At 37.1% G+C, this 20,179-nt stretch carries 17 protein-coding genes; 7 read left to right on the top strand and 10 right to left on the bottom strand.

Annotated features, from left to right (window positions below; genetic code table 11):
* Nucleotides 1–113 precede the first annotated feature (113 nt).
* Nucleotides 114–2,741 (top strand): DNA mismatch repair protein MutS, encoded by a 2,628-nt coding sequence (gene mutS, locus MYP_RS08855; RefSeq protein ID WP_045461787.1) that lies wholly within the window; start codon nt 114–116, stop codon nt 2,739–2,741.
* A 97-nt stretch (nt 2,742–2,838) separates the two neighbouring features.
* Here mutS and MYP_RS08850 read toward each other — a convergent pair whose 3' ends face one another.
* The 7 genes from MYP_RS08850 to MYP_RS08820 all read right to left on the bottom strand — a co-directional run bounded on the left by MYP_RS08850 (nt 2,839) and on the right by MYP_RS08820 (nt 11,488).
* Nucleotides 2,839–3,822: a radical SAM protein gene (locus tag MYP_RS08850; RefSeq protein WP_045461784.1), complete on the bottom strand. Its 984-nt coding sequence runs from the start codon at nt 3,820–3,822 to the stop codon at nt 2,839–2,841.
* A 55-nt stretch (nt 3,823–3,877) separates the two neighbouring features.
* On the bottom strand, nt 3,878–5,347 hold the full coding sequence (locus MYP_RS08845) for a PhoX family protein (protein ID WP_045461782.1): 1,470 nt from the start codon (nt 5,345–5,347) through the stop codon (nt 3,878–3,880).
* 218 nt (nt 5,348–5,565) lie between these two features.
* Nucleotides 5,566–6,495, bottom strand: coding sequence for a DUF6929 family protein (locus MYP_RS08840; RefSeq protein ID WP_045462497.1), 930 nt, complete (start codon nt 6,493–6,495; stop codon nt 5,566–5,568).
* Nucleotides 6,496–6,502: 7 nt separating this feature from the next.
* Complete coding sequence (locus tag MYP_RS08835) at nt 6,503–8,251, bottom strand: protein-disulfide reductase DsbD family protein (protein ID WP_052430045.1); 1,749 nt, start codon at nt 8,249–8,251, stop codon at nt 6,503–6,505.
* The gene (locus MYP_RS08830; RefSeq protein WP_081990454.1) at nt 8,239–8,910 is read right to left on the bottom strand and encodes a protein-disulfide reductase DsbD domain-containing protein; all 672 of its coding nucleotides are present in this window, start codon (nt 8,908–8,910) and stop codon (nt 8,239–8,241) included. Before MYP_RS08830 ends, MYP_RS08835 begins: the two co-directional genes overlap by 13 nt.
* Before the next feature lie 33 nt (nt 8,911–8,943).
* Complete coding sequence (locus tag MYP_RS08825; RefSeq protein WP_045461775.1) at nt 8,944–10,311, bottom strand: dipeptidase; 1,368 nt, start codon at nt 10,309–10,311, stop codon at nt 8,944–8,946.
* 280 nt (nt 10,312–10,591) lie between these two features.
* The gene (locus MYP_RS08820; RefSeq protein ID WP_052430081.1) at nt 10,592–11,488 is read right to left on the bottom strand and encodes a 1-aminocyclopropane-1-carboxylate deaminase/D-cysteine desulfhydrase; all 897 of its coding nucleotides are present in this window, start codon (nt 11,486–11,488) and stop codon (nt 10,592–10,594) included.
* Nucleotides 11,489–11,560: 72 nt separating this feature from the next.
* Between MYP_RS08820 and MYP_RS08815 the strand changes: the two genes are divergently transcribed.
* Nucleotides 11,561–12,604, top strand: a complete 1,044-nt coding sequence (locus tag MYP_RS08815; protein WP_045461772.1) for an RluA family pseudouridine synthase — start codon at nt 11,561–11,563, stop codon at nt 12,602–12,604.
* A gap of 280 nt (nt 12,605–12,884) precedes the next feature.
* Nucleotides 12,885–13,421 carry a hypothetical protein gene (locus tag MYP_RS08810; RefSeq protein ID WP_045461770.1) on the top strand — a complete coding sequence of 179 codons (537 nt, stop codon included), beginning with the start codon at nt 12,885–12,887 and terminating at the stop codon, nt 13,419–13,421.
* A gap of 219 nt (nt 13,422–13,640) precedes the next feature.
* On the opposite strand, the gene MYP_RS08805 is transcribed toward MYP_RS08810, so the two are convergent.
* Entirely contained in the window at nt 13,641–14,684 is a 1,044-nt protein-coding gene (locus MYP_RS08805; protein ID WP_081990453.1) for a T9SS type A sorting domain-containing protein, read from the bottom strand.
* 48 nt (nt 14,685–14,732) lie between these two features.
* Here MYP_RS08805 and MYP_RS08800 point away from each other — a divergent pair, with 48 nt between their 5' ends.
* On the top strand, nt 14,733–15,581 hold the full coding sequence (locus tag MYP_RS08800; RefSeq protein ID WP_045461763.1) for a DMT family transporter: 849 nt from the start codon (nt 14,733–14,735) through the stop codon (nt 15,579–15,581).
* On the opposite strand, the gene mazG is transcribed toward MYP_RS08800, so the two are convergent.
* Nucleotides 15,568–16,383, bottom strand: coding sequence for a nucleoside triphosphate pyrophosphohydrolase (gene mazG / locus MYP_RS08795; protein WP_045461760.1), 816 nt, complete (start codon nt 16,381–16,383; stop codon nt 15,568–15,570). The two genes, MYP_RS08800 and mazG, sit on opposite strands and share 14 nt — an antisense overlap.
* A gap of 183 nt (nt 16,384–16,566) precedes the next feature.
* Here mazG and glmM point away from each other — a divergent pair, with 183 nt between their 5' ends.
* From glmM to MYP_RS26055, 3 genes are all read left to right on the top strand, one after another.
* Nucleotides 16,567–17,970, top strand: coding sequence for a phosphoglucosamine mutase (gene glmM / locus MYP_RS08790; protein ID WP_045461758.1), 1,404 nt, complete (start codon nt 16,567–16,569; stop codon nt 17,968–17,970).
* Nucleotides 17,951–19,081, top strand: coding sequence for a cysteine desulfurase family protein (locus tag MYP_RS08785; protein WP_045461756.1), 1,131 nt, complete (start codon nt 17,951–17,953; stop codon nt 19,079–19,081). The genes glmM and MYP_RS08785 overlap by 20 nt, the downstream gene beginning before the upstream one ends.
* Nucleotides 19,082–19,200: 119 nt before the next feature.
* Nucleotides 19,201–19,413, top strand: coding sequence for a hypothetical protein (locus tag MYP_RS26055; protein WP_156140435.1), 213 nt, complete (start codon nt 19,201–19,203; stop codon nt 19,411–19,413).
* Between the two features lie 106 nt (nt 19,414–19,519).
* Here MYP_RS26055 and MYP_RS08780 read toward each other — a convergent pair whose 3' ends face one another.
* Nucleotides 19,520–20,053: a hypothetical protein gene (locus tag MYP_RS08780; protein WP_045461754.1), complete on the bottom strand. Its 534-nt coding sequence runs from the start codon at nt 20,051–20,053 to the stop codon at nt 19,520–19,522.
* Between the last annotated feature and the right edge of the window lie 126 nt (nt 20,054–20,179).

Below are 20,179 nucleotides of genomic sequence, written 5' to 3'. Positions count from 1 at the left end.
ACAATCAGGAGAGAAAAAAGGAGGAAAACAGCAAAAACCGTAAATTTAAGATTGGAACAGCAAGACCTTTGAGGTTTAAACTGTTCTCCAGCATTGATTTAAATAATTTTACTATGAGTGAAACCAAATCGTTTTCAGAGACACCTCTGATGAAGCAGTATAATGCTATAAAGGCAAAACATCCGGGAGCTTTATTACTTTTCAGGGTTGGTGACTTTTATGAAACATTTGGAGAAGATGCCATTAAAGCAAGCAAAATCCTTGAAATAACGCTGACTAAAAGAGGCAATGGAACAGCTTCTGAAGTAGCACTTGCCGGATTTCCTCATCATTCTCTTGATACATATCTTCCAAGGCTGGTTAGAGCAGGACAACGTGTAGCCATATGCGACCAACTTGAAGACCCGAAAATGGTCAAGGGTATTGTGAAAAGAGGCGTAACAGAACTGGTAACCCCAGGTGTATCTTTTAATGATCATGTACTAGAGGTTAAAAGGAACAACTATCTTGCTTCTGTTCAATTCGGAAAGGACTTTACAGGGATATCATTCCTGGATATTTCAACGGGAGAGTTTCTGACAGCTCAGGGAGATAATTCTTACATAGAAAAGCTTCTGATTAACTTCAACCCATCAGAAATAATTTATTCCAAGGCAAAAAAACAATTGTTCGAGCAACATTTCGGAGATAAGTATAACACTTATTGCCTGGACGAATGGGTTTATTCTTACGATTATGGATACGATCTTCTCACCAAACACTTTGGCACTTCTTCATTAAAGGGATTTGGAGTTGAAAACCTTCCGGAAGGTATCGTTGCTGCCGGCGCTGTATTTTATTATCTCGCAGAAACAGAGCATAAAGAAGTAAAGCACATTGTAAATCTCTCAAGAATTGAAGAAGAAAAATACATGTGGCTCGACCGCTTCACAGCAAGAAATCTTGAGCTTGTATATCCGCAGAATGCAGAAGCAATCCCTTTAATCCAAATTCTTGATAAGACACTTACTCCCATGGGAGGAAGAATGCTTAAGAAATGGATGCTTCTTCCATTGAAGGAGAAGAAACCGATTGAGGAAAGACTAAATGTGGTTGATGCCATGGTTAAGGATGAAGACCTGTTAAAAGGCCTTACCCAGGAGCTAAGACATATTGGAGATCTTGAAAGACTCATTTCAAAAGTAGCAGTGCGCAGGGTTAATCCCAGAGAAATGCTACAATTGAAAAGAGCACTCGAGCACATCAGGCCGGTAAAAGCAATTCTTGAGCAAAGCAGTATTGAAGCTTTAAAGAAACTGGCTGAGCAGTTAAACAACTGCGAACTGCTTACGGAAAAAATAAGCAAAGAAATCAAGAACGATCCACCTGTTGTTACTAACCAGGGAAACATTATACAGGATGGCATAAACCAGGAGCTGGACGATTTAAGAAAAATTGCCTTCAGCGGAAAAGATTACCTCATACAGATTCAGCAAAGAGAAGTAGAACGTACAGGTATCAGCTCTCTTAAAATTGCTTACAACAAAGTATTCGGATATTACCTTGAAGTTACAAATGCTCACAAAGACAAGGTTCCTGCTGACTGGATCAGGAAGCAGACACTTGTAAACGCAGAAAGATATATCACAGAAGAGCTGAAAAATTACGAAGAAAAGATCCTTAATGCCGAAGACAAGATCTTTCAGATTGAGCAGCGTTTATTCAATGAAATGGTGATCTTTGCAGAAGATTATGTACTGCCGGTTCAGCAAAATGCAAGGGCTATAGCTGTGATTGATTGTCTTGCTTCATTTGCACAAACTGCTGTTTCAAATAACTATGTAAAACCAACCATAAACGAAAGTAAGGGACTTGTAATCAAAGAAGGTCGTCACCCTGTAATTGAACAGCAACTTCCTCCGGGAGAGTCTTATGTTCCTAACGATATTTTTCTTGATGACTCAAGTTGCCAGATCATCATCATTACAGGACCAAACATGGCGGGTAAGTCTGCTTTGCTAAGGCAGACAGCCCTTATAGTATTACTTGCTCAAATCGGAAGTTTTGTGCCTGCTTCATCAGCGGAGATTGGCTTGGTTGATAAAATATTTACACGTGTAGGCGCTTCCGATAATTTATCTAAAGGGGAATCTACCTTCATGGTGGAAATGACAGAAACAGCAAGTATTCTCAATAACCTTAGTGAAAGAAGTCTCGTGCTGATGGATGAGATCGGAAGAGGTACAAGCACCTATGACGGGATATCAATAGCCTGGTCAATAGTCGAATACCTTCATAGCCATCCGAAATATAGGGCCAAAACTTTATTTGCTACACACTACCATGAGCTGAATCAACTTGCTAATGATTTCCCGAGAATTAAGAATTTCAATGTTTCAGTAAAAGAAGTCGGCAACAAAGTCGTCTTTATGCGCAAACTTAAAGAGGGAGGCAGTGAACACAGCTTTGGTATTCATGTAGCTCAAATGGCCGGTATGCCAAACCCGGTTGTATTAAGAGCAAACGAAATTATGCACCACCTTGAGAAAGAAAAGGTGAGCAACAATAGTGACGATAAAATTAAAGACATTCCAAAGAACAACTTTCAACTACAACTATTCGAGCCCTCAGATCCGGGATTTGAGAAAGCAAGAGAATTGCTTAAAAAAATAGACATTAATACTATTTCTCCAGTGGAAGCGCTATTAAAGCTTAATGAGATTAAACTCATGCTGACAGAGAAAGAATCAAGTATAAAATAAATATATGACCTCATTCTCTTAGAGATCCCAGCCTGGCGCCTCTAGGAGAATTGTTTCCATTTTCAATACTTTTAACTTGCAGCTTTTTGCTTTCGGCTTAAAGCTTAAAAAGTTTTTTCCAGGTTCCTTTAATCATATTATACTTCAGGGTACTGGGCAAAGCCATCCAGAAATATCGAGTTACATCAACTGCAAAAGATGGCTGCATATAACAATTGATTGCACAGCCTTCGCATTGTTCATACCTGCCTTCTAATTTTACGAGCTTCTGCACCCTATCAGATGTATAGAGGTTGTACAGGTTATCTTCAATATCCAGAGCTTCCATTCCCAGGTGATAACAAGGAAGTAGAAGTTTATTCTCGGGAGAAATTACAATGGTAGTGCTGGCAGCTTTGCAAACAGGATCATCAATATGATTACCTCCATTTTTCCTTAAAGCAATGAATGCCTGATTGAGATAAATTAATTTTTCTGATGCAATCTTTTCAAGACGATCCAAAGCATTATCCGACAGGCCTCCATTAGTATTTACCCCATTATACTCAAACACAGGATTAAGTATAAGCAAAAGGTCATTAGGCAGTGCAAACTTTTTATATACTTCCTCTATCTGATCTATATTTTTTTCAAATACCGTAAACAATATATCAGGCCTTTCACCAATCTCTTTTGCAATTTTTATAGATTCTACAAAGAAATCAAAACATGCTACACCTCTTGAGCTATCATGTTCTGCTTTATGAGAGGAGTCAAGGGAGAAGTGCAGCATATCTATGTTGCCTTTCAACCTCTCTGCATATTTGGGATAAAGAAGGGTATTAGTGGTAACAGTTGTAATAAACCCCATGTCTTTCGCAAGTGACAAAAGTTGATCCAGTTGCTGGTGTAGCAAAGGCTCACCACCAGTGAAATCAATTACTTTCACACCAAGTTTCTTAAGATCTCTGAAGTTAGCTCTTGCTTGCTCAAGTGTAACATATGGAGAAGGTTTTTCCCAGATATCACAAAATGTGCAACTTGCATTGCATCTATATGTGACATAGTAATTACACAAAACCGGATGTGAAATGAGCCTCACTTAAACTAAACTTTTGTATAAATTCTGAAATAAAGGTAAGAAACACAAAAAAAGGTTATCTTTTATTCTTTCCTTTCTTCAGAATTGGCCCTACCGCAATCGTTACAGATCTGTTAAATGGCTCAGGATTATCACTGTCAGGATGTTGGACATTGAGAAAATAGGTTGAATAATCCGGAGTAAAATAACCACCGGTCGTTTCTGCACCCACAGGAGCAATCAAAAATCTTTTTAAATCATCCACTACTGGATTTTTAATGCTTAAATCAAGCCACCAGATTTCATTCACTATTTTGTCTTTTTTTAGAAACTCTTCCGGGACTCTGCCTCGGGTGTTTTTAATGATATCTTCATTGATGACCAGATATGTTTTACCTTTTACCTTCGCATAGGCAATTCCATCCGGATTAGAAAAATGTTTATCTACATGTTTAAAACCTTTGCCACCCGTAATTAACGGCTTGATGGAGTTAGAATAAGGATTGAACTCAAGGACCGCACCATATGGATAATCATATGCACCTTTTTCATTTTTTGTGGCTTGTATATGATTTGCCCAAGTCGAGTTGATCATAACAGATTTATCCAGGTCAATATCATCCTGCCCTGTTTCAGATATATAAATCTTGCCATCAACAAGAGTAAGCCATTCCATTCGAACAAAACTTGTTGCCCCTCTCTGCAAGGCCACATTTCTTGAATCAATCAATGATTTCATATCAGAAGGAAGTCGTATCCATGTCCCTCCGTTTCCATTGGCATTTTGCTGATATGCAAACAACTTCCCTTTAGATAAGTCCCCTGCCCTATCAGCAATAAACTTATAAAATACTGAAGGAGTAAAATCATCTGTTAGGTAAACTGTAACACTGTCTGGCATTATCAAAATGCCTTCATGAGAACATCTGCCCATTGCATACAATTTTCTCAAAGCGGTTTTTGATACCGGATCAATCTCTACAACCCAGCCCATATTCTGATACCTTTTCATTCCATTAAAATCACTTGTATCCCTTGAGCCCCCGCCTTCATTGAAAAGCTCGGCATTAGAACCAGGAGGAAATTCTTCGGCGCTAAGAATGGTCCCCCAGGGAGTCAAAGCTCCGCTACAATTTTTAAATGTTCCTCCAACTTTCGAAAAATCTACAGCATTAAAAGAGCCTTTATTTATCCATCTTCCGTCAATTTTATTAATTTCAAAAATTGTGGCCCCACCTCCATCTCCCAAAGTAGAGTTCGTATCATTTGATTCATGAGAGACAAAAAGGAAGCCATCAACACCATTTTTTCCCTTTGGAATAAAGCAATTATAATCATGTTCGCCTTTTGAAATTGTCTTGGCTCCTTTCACATTTACTACAATTTCCCCTTCCCTGAATAATTGATCATAACGGATACCCTTGGGCAGAACAATACCCAAACCATCATAATCTTTTGCAAGCTGAAAACGCTGGCCTATAACTGGAAAAGAAGTTATCAAAAAAAGTAATAGATTAAGGCCTATTGATTTGTACGTGTTTAGCATTTTAATACTGGATTGAACTAATGAAAATGACAAATTATAAAGCAAATGTTAACCAGCAGTTAGTATTATGTTAATATTAGAAAACAAAAATCACCAAGTAGTAAAACAAGGCATTCAGAAAAATGTTTAATGCATTTCAAAAAGTGGATATAACCTACAATGATATTGATTTTGAACTTCTTTAATAAGAACCTATTCTTAAAAAAAAGTATATTTAACTAAAAACTCACTGAAATCATTAGTAATTCCGAATCTCCTGCATCATTGTCTGTAACTGCAATGGCAATGGTCTCTTTGGATGACTCTGCTTCAAAAATTGAAATAGATTCAATTTTTCCTTTATATAGCTGGCCGTTATCATCAATCTGACCGATCTGGAATTGATTTGGCAGAAGATTATTCATGCCTCCTCTCAGATAGTCAAACTCTCCAAGTTCTAATATCCCTAACAGACTTCCAGCCACCTCACCATCAAGGTAAGCATTGTCTGAATCTTCAGCGCTGGCAGTAAAGTAAAGCCTTTTCTCAAAAACGGAAGCTCCTGAAAAACCGGATGGAACACCTGCGATCTCAGGCAACTGATAGGACTTCACAAAGGGAAAGGGGACCAGTTGCGATCCTTCACACAAATAAGGAATAAACTCCTCCAGCTTGATCACCATTACAGCGTTGTTTCCTTTCCTGTTGGCCCTGTTGAACAAATACAAATGCTGTTCATCAGAAGCTGCAGCTTCCAGGTTAAGCGATTCTCCTCCTGTAATTTCATAATTACTTTGAAGCAATTTATAAAATTCAGTAAGATCAAACTGCTGTACAAAATGGTTCTTGTTATACTTCGTAGGCAGCTTTACCAGAAAAACTTTATTTCTTTTATCCGTAGAGCCAGAGCCGAAAATGAGTAGATGCTTAAAGTTGTTAATAGTCACAACTGTCATGCATTCAAGGTCTGGCTTTTCATTTTTAGGAATCTTATACTCTTCGTCAGATTTGAAAAGTTCAACCTTTTCAAGGAGTTCAAGATTATACTTCAGCTTAAAGAGATATTTGCTGTCATCACCGATGATATAAATCATACCATCCACCACTTCAACACCAGAAGCAGAAGGAATATTTTCAAGAACAGCTTTTTTAATAACCTTGGTTTGCATGATCAGATTACTCTTTTGGGTGATCTGCCCTGAAGTTTTTGATAGCTTCATGAAGAAAATCAAGGAAATTAGTAACGCTCGGATCATAAGCAGTTGGCTCTGCCAGCAGTTCCTCCGTAAACGGATCGATAAGCACATAGTATGGCTGGGCGTTGTTTTTGAATCTCATAACCTGCAATTCAGTGTTTTTTTGCCCCAAAGTTGTTTTCTTTTTACCATCCAAAATAGAGACAAACACATCTGAGGAATCAAGCTTAGTTCTATCATCTACGTATAATGAAGCAATAATGAAATCATTACTTAACAACTTCAATACTTCAGCATCTGCCCATACGTTTGCTTCCATCTCTCTACAACTCACACAGCCATGCCCAGTAAAATCAAGCATCAATGGCATATTCTTCTTCTTGGCACATTCTATGGCCTGCTCATATGTATAATAGCCATTAAGACCATGCGGAAGCTTTTTATTTGAACTTGCATATTTAGGCTCATCACAGATGTAGGCTTCGTGTGAGTTAGTGTACTCTCTTACAATACCAGGCAGATCAAAGTCATGAGTAGACATAGGGGGAAGATAACCAGATAATAATTTTAATGGCGCTCCAAAAAGACCCGGTACCAGATACATCGTAAATGAAAAAGCGAAAATCGCCAGCAGTAGTCTTGGAACACTTATCTTTTCCACCGGGCTATCATGAGGCAACTGATATTTACCCAAAAGATAATATCCCAGCAAAGCAGATAAAACTATCCAGATAGCAATATATATCTCTCTATCCAAAATTCCCCAATGATAAACCTGATCTGCTATACTTAAAAACTTTAGAGCAAGTGCCAATTCTATATACCCAAGAATAACCTTGATTACATTTAACCAACCACCTGATTTTGGAAGTTTGCTTAGCCAAGATGGGAATAATGCAAACAATGAAAATGGGACTGCAAAAGCAGTAGCATATGCCAGCATTCCTAGTGCTGGCCTAAGTATCTGTCCTTCTGCCCAAGCCATAACAAGAATATTCCCAACAATGGGTGCTGTACATGAAAAGGATACCAAAACAAGCGTTACCGCCATAAAGAAGACTCCATAATATCCTCCTTTATCTGCTTGCTCATCTGCCTTGTTAACAATTGATGCCGGCAAAGTAATTTCAAACATCCCAAGAAAAGAAAGAGCGAATACCACAAATACCGCTGAAAATATAACATTTGGCAACCAATGAGTACTCAACAAATTCGCTAGGGCAGGACCAAATAACAGTCCTATTATAAAATATAAAAGGATGATAGATAACCCATAAATAATTGCTTTTTTAACACCTTCCGATCTCTTCTGCTTACCTCCTGTGAAGAATGTCACAGTCATTGGAATCATAGGGAAAACGCATGGTGTGAACAACGCAATAAAACCGGCACCAAATGAAATGATTATGTATGCTAGCAAAGATAACTGCTCTGGACCACTATTACGTTTTTTTAACTTTCTCTCTAGCTTTTCAAGCGCTGTTGGTGCGGGAGACTTGTCAAGTGTTCTGGTATACAGACTAGAATCCTTTTTGGCTGATCCGCCAAGTTGAGACTTCAGCTCCTGAATTATCAGATTATTCAAACTATCTCTTTTAATGAGCTTTTCAATATGCTCACTGGTCTTCTTTAATTCTTCCTTTGATGGGCTGCCTTGCGAAAAGGATACGAGAGGAAGAATATATAGAAGAGAAAAAAATAATGCTTTAATAAATTTTAATTTCCCCATTTTCTCACAAATGTTTTCAATACTTCAATGGATTCGTCTTTACCGTCAGGGGTGCGCGTAATCAATTTTGATTTTTCTAATTCCAGCTCTGCAATTGATGAATTTTTATCCAAAGCACCTGTTGGCTTAACAGAAGTTTTAGGATTACTTGGTGTTGGAGAAGGTGGTGTTTCTTTTACCGGACCTGCAGTAACTTTTATGCCCTCAAAAGTAAAATCACCACTTACAGGCACGCATTTACCACTCACATCAGTACAAGCCTGCGCATTTAAAGACACTTGAATCACAGGATTATCTTTTAATATTTTAATTTTCTGCTTGAAAACACCTGTTCCTTTAAAGTATCTGTATTCTCCTCCCCACAGCGAATCGTATTTCTTTTTTGAATCTACTGATATAAGCTTACCAACTACTTCAAATGAAGGATTTTTTTCTATTTCAATTTCAGTTACATTCGGACCAAGATTCGGGTCAAAGTCACTAGAATACAAATACCATCCTGACTTTATCTGGGCTGTAAAAATCAATTCTACTATTTCACCTGCTTTTACTTCCTTTTTGGAAATTGAAGTACTCCATGTAACCGGCCTTTCTATCTGTGCAATCAGACTAGATGAAATTCCCAACATTAAAAAGAAAATTAAAATCCTGATCTTCATAAAATAATTGGTGCTGTAAATAAATCTCTATCCTTATTTTCCTTTGCTTATCGCACTAAAGTGCTTATAAAACAATGTAATCGTCTCAATACCTTTAAAATAATGATCCACTTTATAACTTTCATTCGGAGAATGGATGGCATCCTCATCTAGTCCAAATCCCATTAATACAGTCTTCAAGCCTAATACCTTCTCAAACAAACTAACTATCGGGATACTTCCTCCGTCTCTTGTCGGCAAAGGCTTTTTTCCCCAAACCTCTTCTATCGCCAGACTCGCAGCTTCATAGCCGGGAAAATCCGTTGGTATTAAAGCTGGCTCCCCTCCGTGATGCGGAAGTACTTCCACCTTTACTGATTTAGGAGCTATTGCTTTAAAATGCTCACTAAACTGCTTTGTAACTTTCTCAAAATTCTGCCCAGGTACCAAGCGCATTGAAATTTTTGCATAGGCCTTTGAAGGAAGAACGGTTTTGGCTCCTTCCCCAGTATACCCTCCCCAGATTCCGTTTACATCCAGAGTCGGTCTGATACCAGTCCTTTCAATTGTCGTATAGCCCTTTTCCCCCTCAATATCCTCAATGTCAAGCTCTTTTTGGTACTCACTCAAATCAAAAGGAATTTTATTCAATTCCTCCCGTTCTTTTGCTGATAATTCTTTTACATCATCATAAAATCCGGGAATTGTAATATGATTGTTTTCATCCTTCAACGAAGCAATCATTTTACACAAAGTATTGATCGGATTTGCCACTGCTCCTCCATAAATACCCGAATGCAAATCTCTTTTTGGTCCTGTAACTTCCACTTCCAGATAACACAAACCTCTCAATCCAACAGTGATAGAAGGACAATCTTCTGAAATGATTGACGTATCTGAAATTAAAACCACATCTGCTTTTAATTTATCCTTATTCTCTTTTACAAAAGAATCAAGATTATCCGACCCTATTTCTTCTTCACCTTCTATCAGGAATTTTATATTACAGTTTAATTCACTGCTTTTCAGGATGGTCTCAAGCGCTTTGATGTGCATATACATCTGGCCCTTGTCGTCACAGGAACCCCGCGCATAAACCCTGCCATCTTTTATGACTGGCTCAAAAGGCGGGCTGCTCCACAAATTCAAAGGGTCCGGAGGCTGCACATCATAATGACCATAAACCAAAACGGTAGGAGCTTTAGGATCAATGAGTTTTTCACCATACACAATAGGATGACCCTTTGTCGGACAAATTTCTGCTTTTGCTGCCCCGGCCGCTATTAACTTGTCTTTAATGAAATCTGCAGCCTTGAGAACGTCCTGCTTATATTTGCTATCTGCACTTACAGAGGGAATTCGTAAAAGATCAAACAGTTCTGAAAGAAATCTGTCTTTATTTTTTTCAATGTATGTATTCATAAAATAACACAGGCTCAATGCCTTTGCTCAAAAAGAGTTTTACCCAAGGATTGTTTTATACTGCAATTATAAAAATTAAACCGGGATTAAGCATTAAAAAAGTGTTCTGTCTTAATCAATTCATCCAAAGTCACAAGCAAGTAATTGATTATAATGATTAAGAGGAATTTCTAATGACTTGAAATTAAATCTGAATTTAATTTACCAATTTTCAACTTCAGCTCTAAACTCAGATACATTTCCGGATACTATACTTTCTTTCAATATAGAATTACTCTTATTATGAAAAAGTAACCCCCTTTTCTTCAAATCCTTTAAGCCCCTGAAGTCCACCCGTATGGATGGCTATAATTTCAGAATTTTCAGGAAAAAAATCTTTCCTTAACATATCAAGGATTCCCCAGATCATTTTTCCAGTATAAATCGGTTCCAGGGGAATAGAAAATTGCTTTTTGAATTCATTTATAAAAGATACTAGTTCAGGAGTAAATTTGGCATAACCGCCAAAATGAAATTGATCGATAATCTCCCAGTTTGTAAAAACTTCCCCCCCTAGAAGGTCTTCAATATCATTTCTCAAAAAACTTCCTCCTTTAAGCGCTGAAAACCCGAGAATTTTTGACTGACCTTCTTTTCCTCTTATAATTCCTGCCAGTGTGCCTCCAGTTCCTACAGGACTGCATAAAAAATCTGGTGAAACATTTAGATTCTGAATCATTTCGTAACATCCCTTTACTGCTAATTCATTGCTTCCACCCTCAGGAATAATGAAAGTACCACCAAATTTTTCAGATAATTCTGCTAAAAATGATGCATCCGTTTTATTTCTGTATTGTTCTCTGGAAACCTGATAAATTCTCATTCCGCAATCGGTTGCGAATCTTAAGGTAGGACTTAATTCCCTGCACTCATCTCCTCTGATTACTCCGATTGTTTCAAAACCAAATTCTTTGCCCGCAGCCGCAAATGCATAAATATGATTGGAATGAGCTCCTCCGAAAGTAAGCAAAGATGATTTTCCCAGTTCTTTTGCCTTTTCAAGGTTGTATTTAAGCTTCCAGTATTTGTTACCAGATATTAAAGGATGATTTAAATCTTCCCTCCAGAGAGAAAATCTGACTTTTTTTTCCAGGCAAAGTGGATGATTTATTTCCTGAAGAAACGGTTTGAGAAACACAGGCACCTAAATTTTAAACTGGTTTATGCTAAATTGCGGCAATTTTAAGAATAAAAAAAGTGGCGAGGTTTTATGACTGAGGAAATAGAAAATGACAACGACGAACTTTCAGAAGATGCTGATCTGTATGAGCATTTTAGGATTGAAATAGATAAAAAACAGGCTCCGATCAGAATTGATAAATTTCTGATGGATCGTCTGCCCAATGTTACCAGAAATAAAATCCAGAACGGCATAGAGTCTGAAGCCATTAAAGTCAATGACAAGGCTACAAAATGCAGCTACAAAATAAAACCTCTGGATGTTGTTACGGTATCTCTTCCTCACCCTCCCAGAGAAGATGTTGTAATTCCTGAAAACATTCCGCTGAATATTGTTTTTGAAGATGATCAGTTATTAATAGTCAACAAGCCTCCGGGAATGGTGGTGCACCCGGCTTATAACAACTGGACCGGTACTCTTGTAAATGCATTGGCATATCACTTTCAAAATCTGCCTATCTCAAGAAATGGAGAGATCAGGCCAGGGTTAGTCCACAGAATTGATAAGGATACCAGCGGTCTCCTTGTGATTGCAAAGACTGAATTTGCCATGTCATACCTGGCTAAACAGTTCTTTGATCATACCATAGAGAGAACCTATATTGCTATGGTTTGGGGTGAGCCTAAAGAAAATATCGGTACCATCAAAAGCAACATGGGCCGCAGCCTAAAAGACCGTAAGGTTATGGCTGTTTATCCAGAGGGAAGTGAAACAGGCAAACATGCCATTACGCATTATAAGGTTTTGAAAAACATAAGGTATGTTTCCTTAATTCAATGTAATCTTGAAACCGGAAGGACTCATCAGATAAGGGTTCATATGAAACACCTAGGACACCCTATTTTTAATGATGTAACTTATGGAGGAGATAAAATCCTTAGAGGAACAAGCTTTTCAAAATATAAACAGTTTGTAGAAAACTGCTTTAACATCATTCCACGACAGGCTCTTCATGCAAAAACACTTGGATTTATTCACCCTACCACCAAAGAGTTTATGCAATTTGATTCTGAACTACCTCAGGATTTTCAAGATGCAATTGCTAAGTGGGAGAGTTATGTGGAGTATGAATAGAGTTATAAGTTGAAAGTAAAAAGCAGAAAGTATTTTACATCCAAGAGTATCCGTTAGAATTGTGGCAGATCTATATCATATCTTCAGTCCGGTGAGACACTGGCCTGGGATGGAATTATGTGGAGTACGAATAAAGTTAAAAGTTGAAAGTTAAAAGTATTTTACAAACAAGCGTATCTATTAGAATTGTGGCAAATCTTTATCATAGCTTCAGTCCGGTAAGACACTGGCCTGGGAGGGAGAAATTTTAAAAAAGTAAACTGGATATCAACTGTAAATCATGCAAGGATTAAAGAAAATTAAACCTGAGTTTCCAACAGAAAAATTGACGTTTGCAATAGGATTTATTATACTCCCAATTGCTTTGATATATAGTCCTTATTTAACAATAGATTGGAGTATAATTTCATTACTAATTTTTTCCATAGGAGTAAGTTTGTTTTTCTTTTGGACAATTGAAAGTACTTACATGACAATTTATGAGTATCCGGATTATTTTAAATTTATAGGGTATTTTTCAATAAGGAAAATAAAAATGAATGAAATTGAAGGGTACGAAATCCATCAAAGAGATGATAGGATGGATGGATTTCGGGAAGAAATTATTTTGATAATAAAAGGGAGGGAGAACTTAATTTTACATAAAAATGCATACAAGGATTATGAAGAGGTTAAATTATTATTCACCTCTAGATTTCGTTTTATTAGTTATTCCCAATTAAATCCTTTAATAGTAAAACTATCACTTGTAATAGGTGTATTATCTGGTATATTAGCTGCATTTGTAGGGATTATGAAACTAAAAGGGATGATTTAGAAATTTCATACCCTTGTCCACGCTTACATCATTGATTCAAAGGAGCAGCAGCGTTTGAAATACCGTCAAATCTATGAAAAAACAATTGGTACCTTACTCCGCATTGGAAAGCGGAAAGTATATACAACTAAGCGTGTCCAGAGTAAGAATAAAGTTATAAGTTGAAAGTAAAAAGTTGAAAGTAAAACTTTAAACTTTCAACTTTTTACTTTTCACTTCTTACTCCACCACAAGCTTCGAAACCTGTCTTCTCTCACCAGCAAGTATTTCAACATAGTACATTCCTTTCTGCAGACCTGAAACATCACCAAAAATCTGCTGATCTCCGGCTGCTTGTCTTCCTTCATAAAGTGTTTTAATAAATTTACCTTCTATAGAATTTACATTCACTTTTAAATGAGCTGCTTCTTTCAGACCATAGGTCAGACAAATCTGACTATTTGAAGGATTTGGGAAAAGATTAATTTCCTTTGACAATTCAAGAGGTGTAATACCTGTAGCGGGTTCGACTGCATTTTGAATAAATAAAGTGTCCGGCAGATCACCCAAAGGAGTAGTTGTATTTGAAAAGATTATAGTCAATAATGGAAACTTTGCAGTTTGTGTGTACCAGGAAAATGAGGTAATGGTCGTTTTTATAGTCACTGGAGGGAAAGAAACTACATCCGTTATAGTTGCCACATTTTTTATCCTTAGAGTCTTTTCATAGGTTACTCCGTTATTCAGGACCAGAGATGCCTCTTCATCAGCAGTGGAAGTAACAGCAGCAGTTCTTGTCGTAGTTGCGGAAAAACCAGGAATCGAAATCGATGCAGTTCCGCTAAAATTGTCCGTAAAAGTACTGTTTAAAGAGAACGGATAGGAAAGATATTTATAACCATCCGTATTTACAGCATTTCCAATATCTGTGTTTTTATATCCCCAGTTGATCAATTCATTTGCAGTAGCCTGATAATACTGATATTCAGTCTTTGCACTCTTTACTGATTGAAGGGCTAAGTTTGCATTTGGGTAGGTTGTGGCATCTCCGGCAGGAACTGCAACTACTTCATTCTGATAAGTACTTTTAAGCGTCCTTCCGGAAAAATCCCTTGATGTCGCCGGGTCTTCTAAATCTTCCTTAGTAAGACCTGCCGTTTCATATTCTCGGCTGGTAAACTTGTCTCCTATTTCATAATTATTTGCCGAAGTCAGAGTTATGGTTTGTGCATTTGTCATTTGCACTGATAATAAAACTAAACAAGCTGATAAAATTTTTTTCATATAGTTTAAGGTTATAATTTAACTTTGTTAAAGTAAAAAAAGTCATCTATGGGAAAACGAAACATGCTTATTTCTACCGTTTTATTTTCATTTATGCATGTTTCTGTAAAATTCTTAAGCGGATTCAGTGTATTCCAAATTGCGTTTTTCAGGGCTCTGATAAGTCTGGGAATTTGTTTGTACCTTCTTCATAAATCCGGTTTAAGTCTGAAAGGTAACAGGCAAAGCATGCTTTGGTTCAGAGGTTTGCTCGGAACTGCTTCCATTTTCAGCTTTTATTATACACTTCAAAACATCCCCTTGGCAACTGCCTTTACTATAAGTCAGTTGGCTCCATTATTTATTGGGGTAATGGCAGCCATGGTTTTAAAAGAGAAAATAAGCAATCTTCAATGGTTCTTTTTGATACTGGCATTTTCAGGTATATTATTAATCAAAGGTTTTGACCTGAGATTAACATCATTAGACATTGGAATTGCGGTATTTTCCGCAATTATGACTGCAGGTGCACATTTTACAATTAAAGTCATAAACCAGGATGATCCTCCGGTAAAAGTAATGACATATCTTCCTCTGGTTTCGCTGCCTCTGGTAACTCCTTTTGCTATTCACTTTTGGAAAAATCCAACGATTCTCGAAATTTTCCTATTGAGTGCAATTGGCTTATTAGCGCATTTTGCCCAATTGTTTCTAACAAAAGCATATCAACAGGAAAAGGCCGCCAATCTTATTCCGTTTTACTTTCTTGGAGTAGCCATGTCTATCCTTTGGGGTTATCTTGCCTTTGAAGAGACTTTCAACTTACAGTCTGTAATAGGCATGGCTTTTTTAATAATTGCCGGAAGCCCTGATATTTACAAAAGCTTATTGATGGGGAAAAAACCTAAAGTCTCTTAGCAGCTTCCCAATACTTATCCATTTCAGCAAGAGACATTTTCCCTAATTCCTTTCCGTCTTTTTTGCTTTCGGCTTCCAGATAATTGAATCTTTTTATGAACTTTTTATTGGTTTTTTCCAAAGCATCCTCAGCGTTTATATCTAAAAACCGGGCATAATTAATCAGAGAAAATAATAAGTCTCCAAACTCATTTTCAGCTCTTTCCTTCTCAATTTTTTCTTCATTAACATTAAACTCCGCTTTGAATTCGTTCATTTCTTCTTCAACCTTTTCCCAAACCTGTTCCTTCTTTTCCCAGTCAAAACCTGCACCCCTGGCTTTTTCCTGTATCCTCATTGCCTTTACCAATGCTGGCAGTGATTTTGGAACCCCAGACAGAACTGTTTTTTCCCCATTCGATTCTTTAATTTTGATCTGCTCCCAGTTTTTCTTCACTTCCTCCTCATTTTCAGCATTAACATCTCCATAAATATGAGGATGTCTTCTTATCAGCTTTTCACATAAAGAATTGATTACATCAGCTATGTCAAAGTTGTTTTCTTCAGAACCTATTCTGGCATAAAAGACAATATGTAAAAGAATGTCTCCGAGTTCTTTTTTTATTTCATCATTATTTTTTTCAACAATTGCGTCAGAAAGCTCAAATGTTTCTTCAATGGTAAGGTATCTGAGAGACTCTGTCGTTTGCTTCTTATCCCAGGGGCACTTTTCTCTCAGTTCGTCCATGATAGTAAGGAGTTTGTCAAAAGCAGAAAGCATTTCTTTTCGCCTTTCACTTTTATTTAAATCATTGTAAATCATTTTTTGCTCTTTCAAGTTCTATACAATTATAAGGTTTGCAGTTAAAAATTTCACCCTGAAAAACCAGAAATTTTGACATAAAATTTATTTTTGGCACGTTATTTAAATAAACAAAAAATACCGGAAAACCTTTTACTTTTACGGCAGGAATACCTTTTAAACAGAATATTAAATCAATAAAAAGTGACGCTAATCAAATCAATTTCAGGCATTAGGGGTACGATAGGAGGCAAAAGCGGAGAAGGTCTTACTCCAATTGATATTGTAAAATTCACCACAGGATATGCGCAATGGATCAAGTCCAGGGGTGAAGGGAAAACAATTGTAATAGGAAGAGACGCAAGACCTTCAGGGCAAATGGTTTCCGGAATTGTTACTTCTACTCTTATTTCTATGGGGCTTGATGTGATAGACCTTGGCTTGTCTACTACTCCAACCGTAGAAATGGCCGTTACAATGGAAAAAGCTGCAGGGGGAATAATAATTACTGCAAGCCACAATCCTATTCAATGGAACGCCCTGAAAATGCTGAACGAAAGAGGAGAATTTGTTTCTGAAGCAGATGGTAAACAGATCCTTGAATTTGCTGAGAATGAATCGACAGAATTTACCGAAATCAAAAAAATCGGAAAATATACTACTGATGACAGCTACATTAAAAAGCACATTCAGGCAATCCTTAAACTTCCTTTAGTCAATAAAAAACTGATCGAACAAAGAAATTTTTCCATCGCAATTGATTGTGTCAATTCAACCGGAGGTATTGCCCTTCCAATGTTACTGGAAGCTTTAGGAGTAAAAAAGGTAACTCAATATTATTGTGAGCCTAACGGACAATTTCCTCACAATCCTGAGCCTCTACCTGAAAACCTGACTCACATTTCCAATGAAATCTCTAAAGGAAAATTTGATCTTGGAATTGTTGTAGATCCTGATGTGGACAGGCTTTGCTTTGTGTGTGAAGATGGAAGCATGTTTGGTGAAGAATATACATTGGTTGCAGTTGCTGACTATGTGCTTAAAAACAAGTCTGGCAACACGGTTTCAAATCTTTCATCAACAAGAGCATTAAGAGATGTTACTGAAAAAGCAAAAGGAAACTACTTTGCATCTGCTGTAGGAGAAGTAAATGTTGTGAATGCAATGAAGGAAAATAATGCAGTAATAGGTGGTGAAGGAAACGGAGGAATTATATACCCTGAACTTCATTACGGCAGAGATGCTTTGGTTGGTATAGCATTGTTCCTTACGCATCTTGCCAAATTCGGCAAGTCAATTTCAATGTTAAGGATGCAGTATCCTCCTTATCATATATCGAAAAACAAAATCGAGCTTACACCTGATATTGATGTAGATTGTGTGATTGAAGAGATAAGAAAGAAATACAGCAAGCAACCTATTAATAATATAGACGGGGTGAAGATCGAGTTTGATAAAGAGTGGGTTCATTTAAGAAAATCAAACACAGAACCAATTATACGAATTTATTCTGAGTCCGAGACACAGGCAACTGCTGATCACCTTGCCAATAAAATTATTACGGACATAAAGGAGCTACTTTCAAGACATGCATGTCTACTTAGATAACGCCGCTACAACAATTCTTGACCCGACAGTACTGGATGCCATGATGCCCTTTTTTAAAGAGCATTTTGGCAATCCGTCTTCGATACATACACATGGCAGAGAGGCAAAATCTGCTATAGAAAAAGCCAGAAAAACAGTTGCCTCTCTTCTCAACACATCTCCATCTGAAATATTTTTTACATCTGGAGGAACAGAAGCTGACAATACTGCTATCACAAGCAGCATTAAAGCTTTTAATATCAAGCATGCAATCACTTCACCAATTGAGCATCATGCAGTGCTTCATACGTTGGAGCATCTGGAAACGGAAGGGAAAATACAATTGCACTATGTGAAACTCAATGAAAAGGGTGAAATAAACTATGAAGATCTTGAGCATCTTCTTCACAACCACAGTTTTTGCTTTGTTTCTTTGATGCATGGAAACAATGAGATCGGAAACCTTAGTGACATTGAAAGAATAGGTGAACTTTGCCGTAAATATGGGGCAATTTACCATTCAGACACTGTGCAGACTGCAGGTCATTTTCCGCACGATCTTCAAAAGCTGAAAGTAGATTTTATAGTTGGATCTGCACATAAATTTCATGGCCCCAAAGGCGTTGGTTTTCTTTATATAAATGGTGACCGTAAAATAAATCCATTAATTTATGGTGGGGCTCAGGAACGTAACATGCGGGGAGGAACAGAAAATATTTATGGAATAGTTGGTCTCGCAAAAGCATTGGAGCTGGCTTATCAAAATATGACTTATCACAAAGATCATATAAGCATATTAAAAGCTCATATGATAAACTCTTTGAAAGCTGAAATACCAGGGGTCGATTTCAATGGCGCCTGTGCAGACCCTGAGAACAGCTTATACACTGTCTTAAGTGTAAGCCTTCCTCCTTCTGATATGAATGAAATGCTACTTTTTAATCTGGACATAAACAAAATTTCTGCTTCAGCAGGAAGTGCTTGTGCAAGCGGCACCGATGCAGGATCTCATGTGCTAAACGCTATTAAAGCTGACCCGGAAAGAGGACATATCAGATTCTCTTTCAGCAAATACAACACTATTGAGGAAATAGAATATACCGTTAAAAAGCTTTCAAATTTTTATAAATAAGTAGTTAAAAATGAAGGTGTATGGTAAGAAAAAAGCATAATTTTCCTTTAATTTATCCACATTTTTAATCCCTTGTTTTGCCTGCTACGTATATATAACCAGCACCAACGTTAAAAGTCATGGACAGGCGCACAAGAATAAATCTCAAGCTTTTCATAAGAAGATTTAAGAAAAACTATGAGTACTATACCAATCTTTATAGTGGTAAAAATTGTCAAATGTATCTGGATCAATTCGAAAGGGACAACCTGAAACTAGCACAGGTTTTATTCGGAAGGGAAGGTGTCCGGATGATGAAAGAGTACATTAAATCGCTTCATTTATCAACTTAATTCTAAACTAAACTAAATGAAAAAACACGGATGGTTGCCGTGTTTTTTTATTTTAATAGCAGACCAACTTTGAGCGAATTAGTGAAATTAGATTTTTCGGAGACTTTTAGAAAAAATTCATTCCTAAAGCTTCTCCCTCCAATTTCCGTCCTTTTTCTACTTTAACCACTACTCCACCATATTCTCCGATTCCTCCATCCGTCTGATAAACTCCAGGAATTAATCTGACATATTCATACCCAAATAACTCAGGAACTCCCGTCATTAGGTCCACAACAAATTCATTTGAAAAATGAGGAATGTGCTCGGTAAACTCAATCAGCATTTCATTATCATCTTTACTGAGAACGAACTTAGCCCTGTATTCTTCCTTAATGGTGTCACTTACTGTTTCACCAATCAAAGTATCTGTTTTTACCGTAACGACATCACAAATCCCAAATCCTTCCCGACAACCCTTTGCTCCTTTTCTGAACCTGCTTTTTACCTCTTCCACCATCATGACAGGCTCTATAGAAAGGTTTTTGCTCATAGGGGCCGGATCTTCCGGAACCTGAATCATTTGTTTATCCTGCTCCTTTTTTTCACATGAAAAGGTAATCCCGAGAACCACAATTGTCCAAAAACCTAATCTTTTCATAGTTTAAAAATCTACAACGCCTAAAAAACTAACCTTAATTAATATTTAATTGTTAAGAAGAGTGGCTTGATTACGAACTTATCCCCTATTTTTACCTTTCTAATTTTATGATTTCAAAACGCTGAA

It is taken from the genome of Sporocytophaga myxococcoides, from assembly GCF_000775915.1.
Taxonomy (GTDB): Bacteria; Bacteroidota; Bacteroidia; order Cytophagales; family Cytophagaceae; genus Sporocytophaga; species Sporocytophaga myxococcoides_A.
Note: the sequence above shows the minus strand (reverse complement) of the source record. Positions and strands in the feature narration are given on the sequence as shown.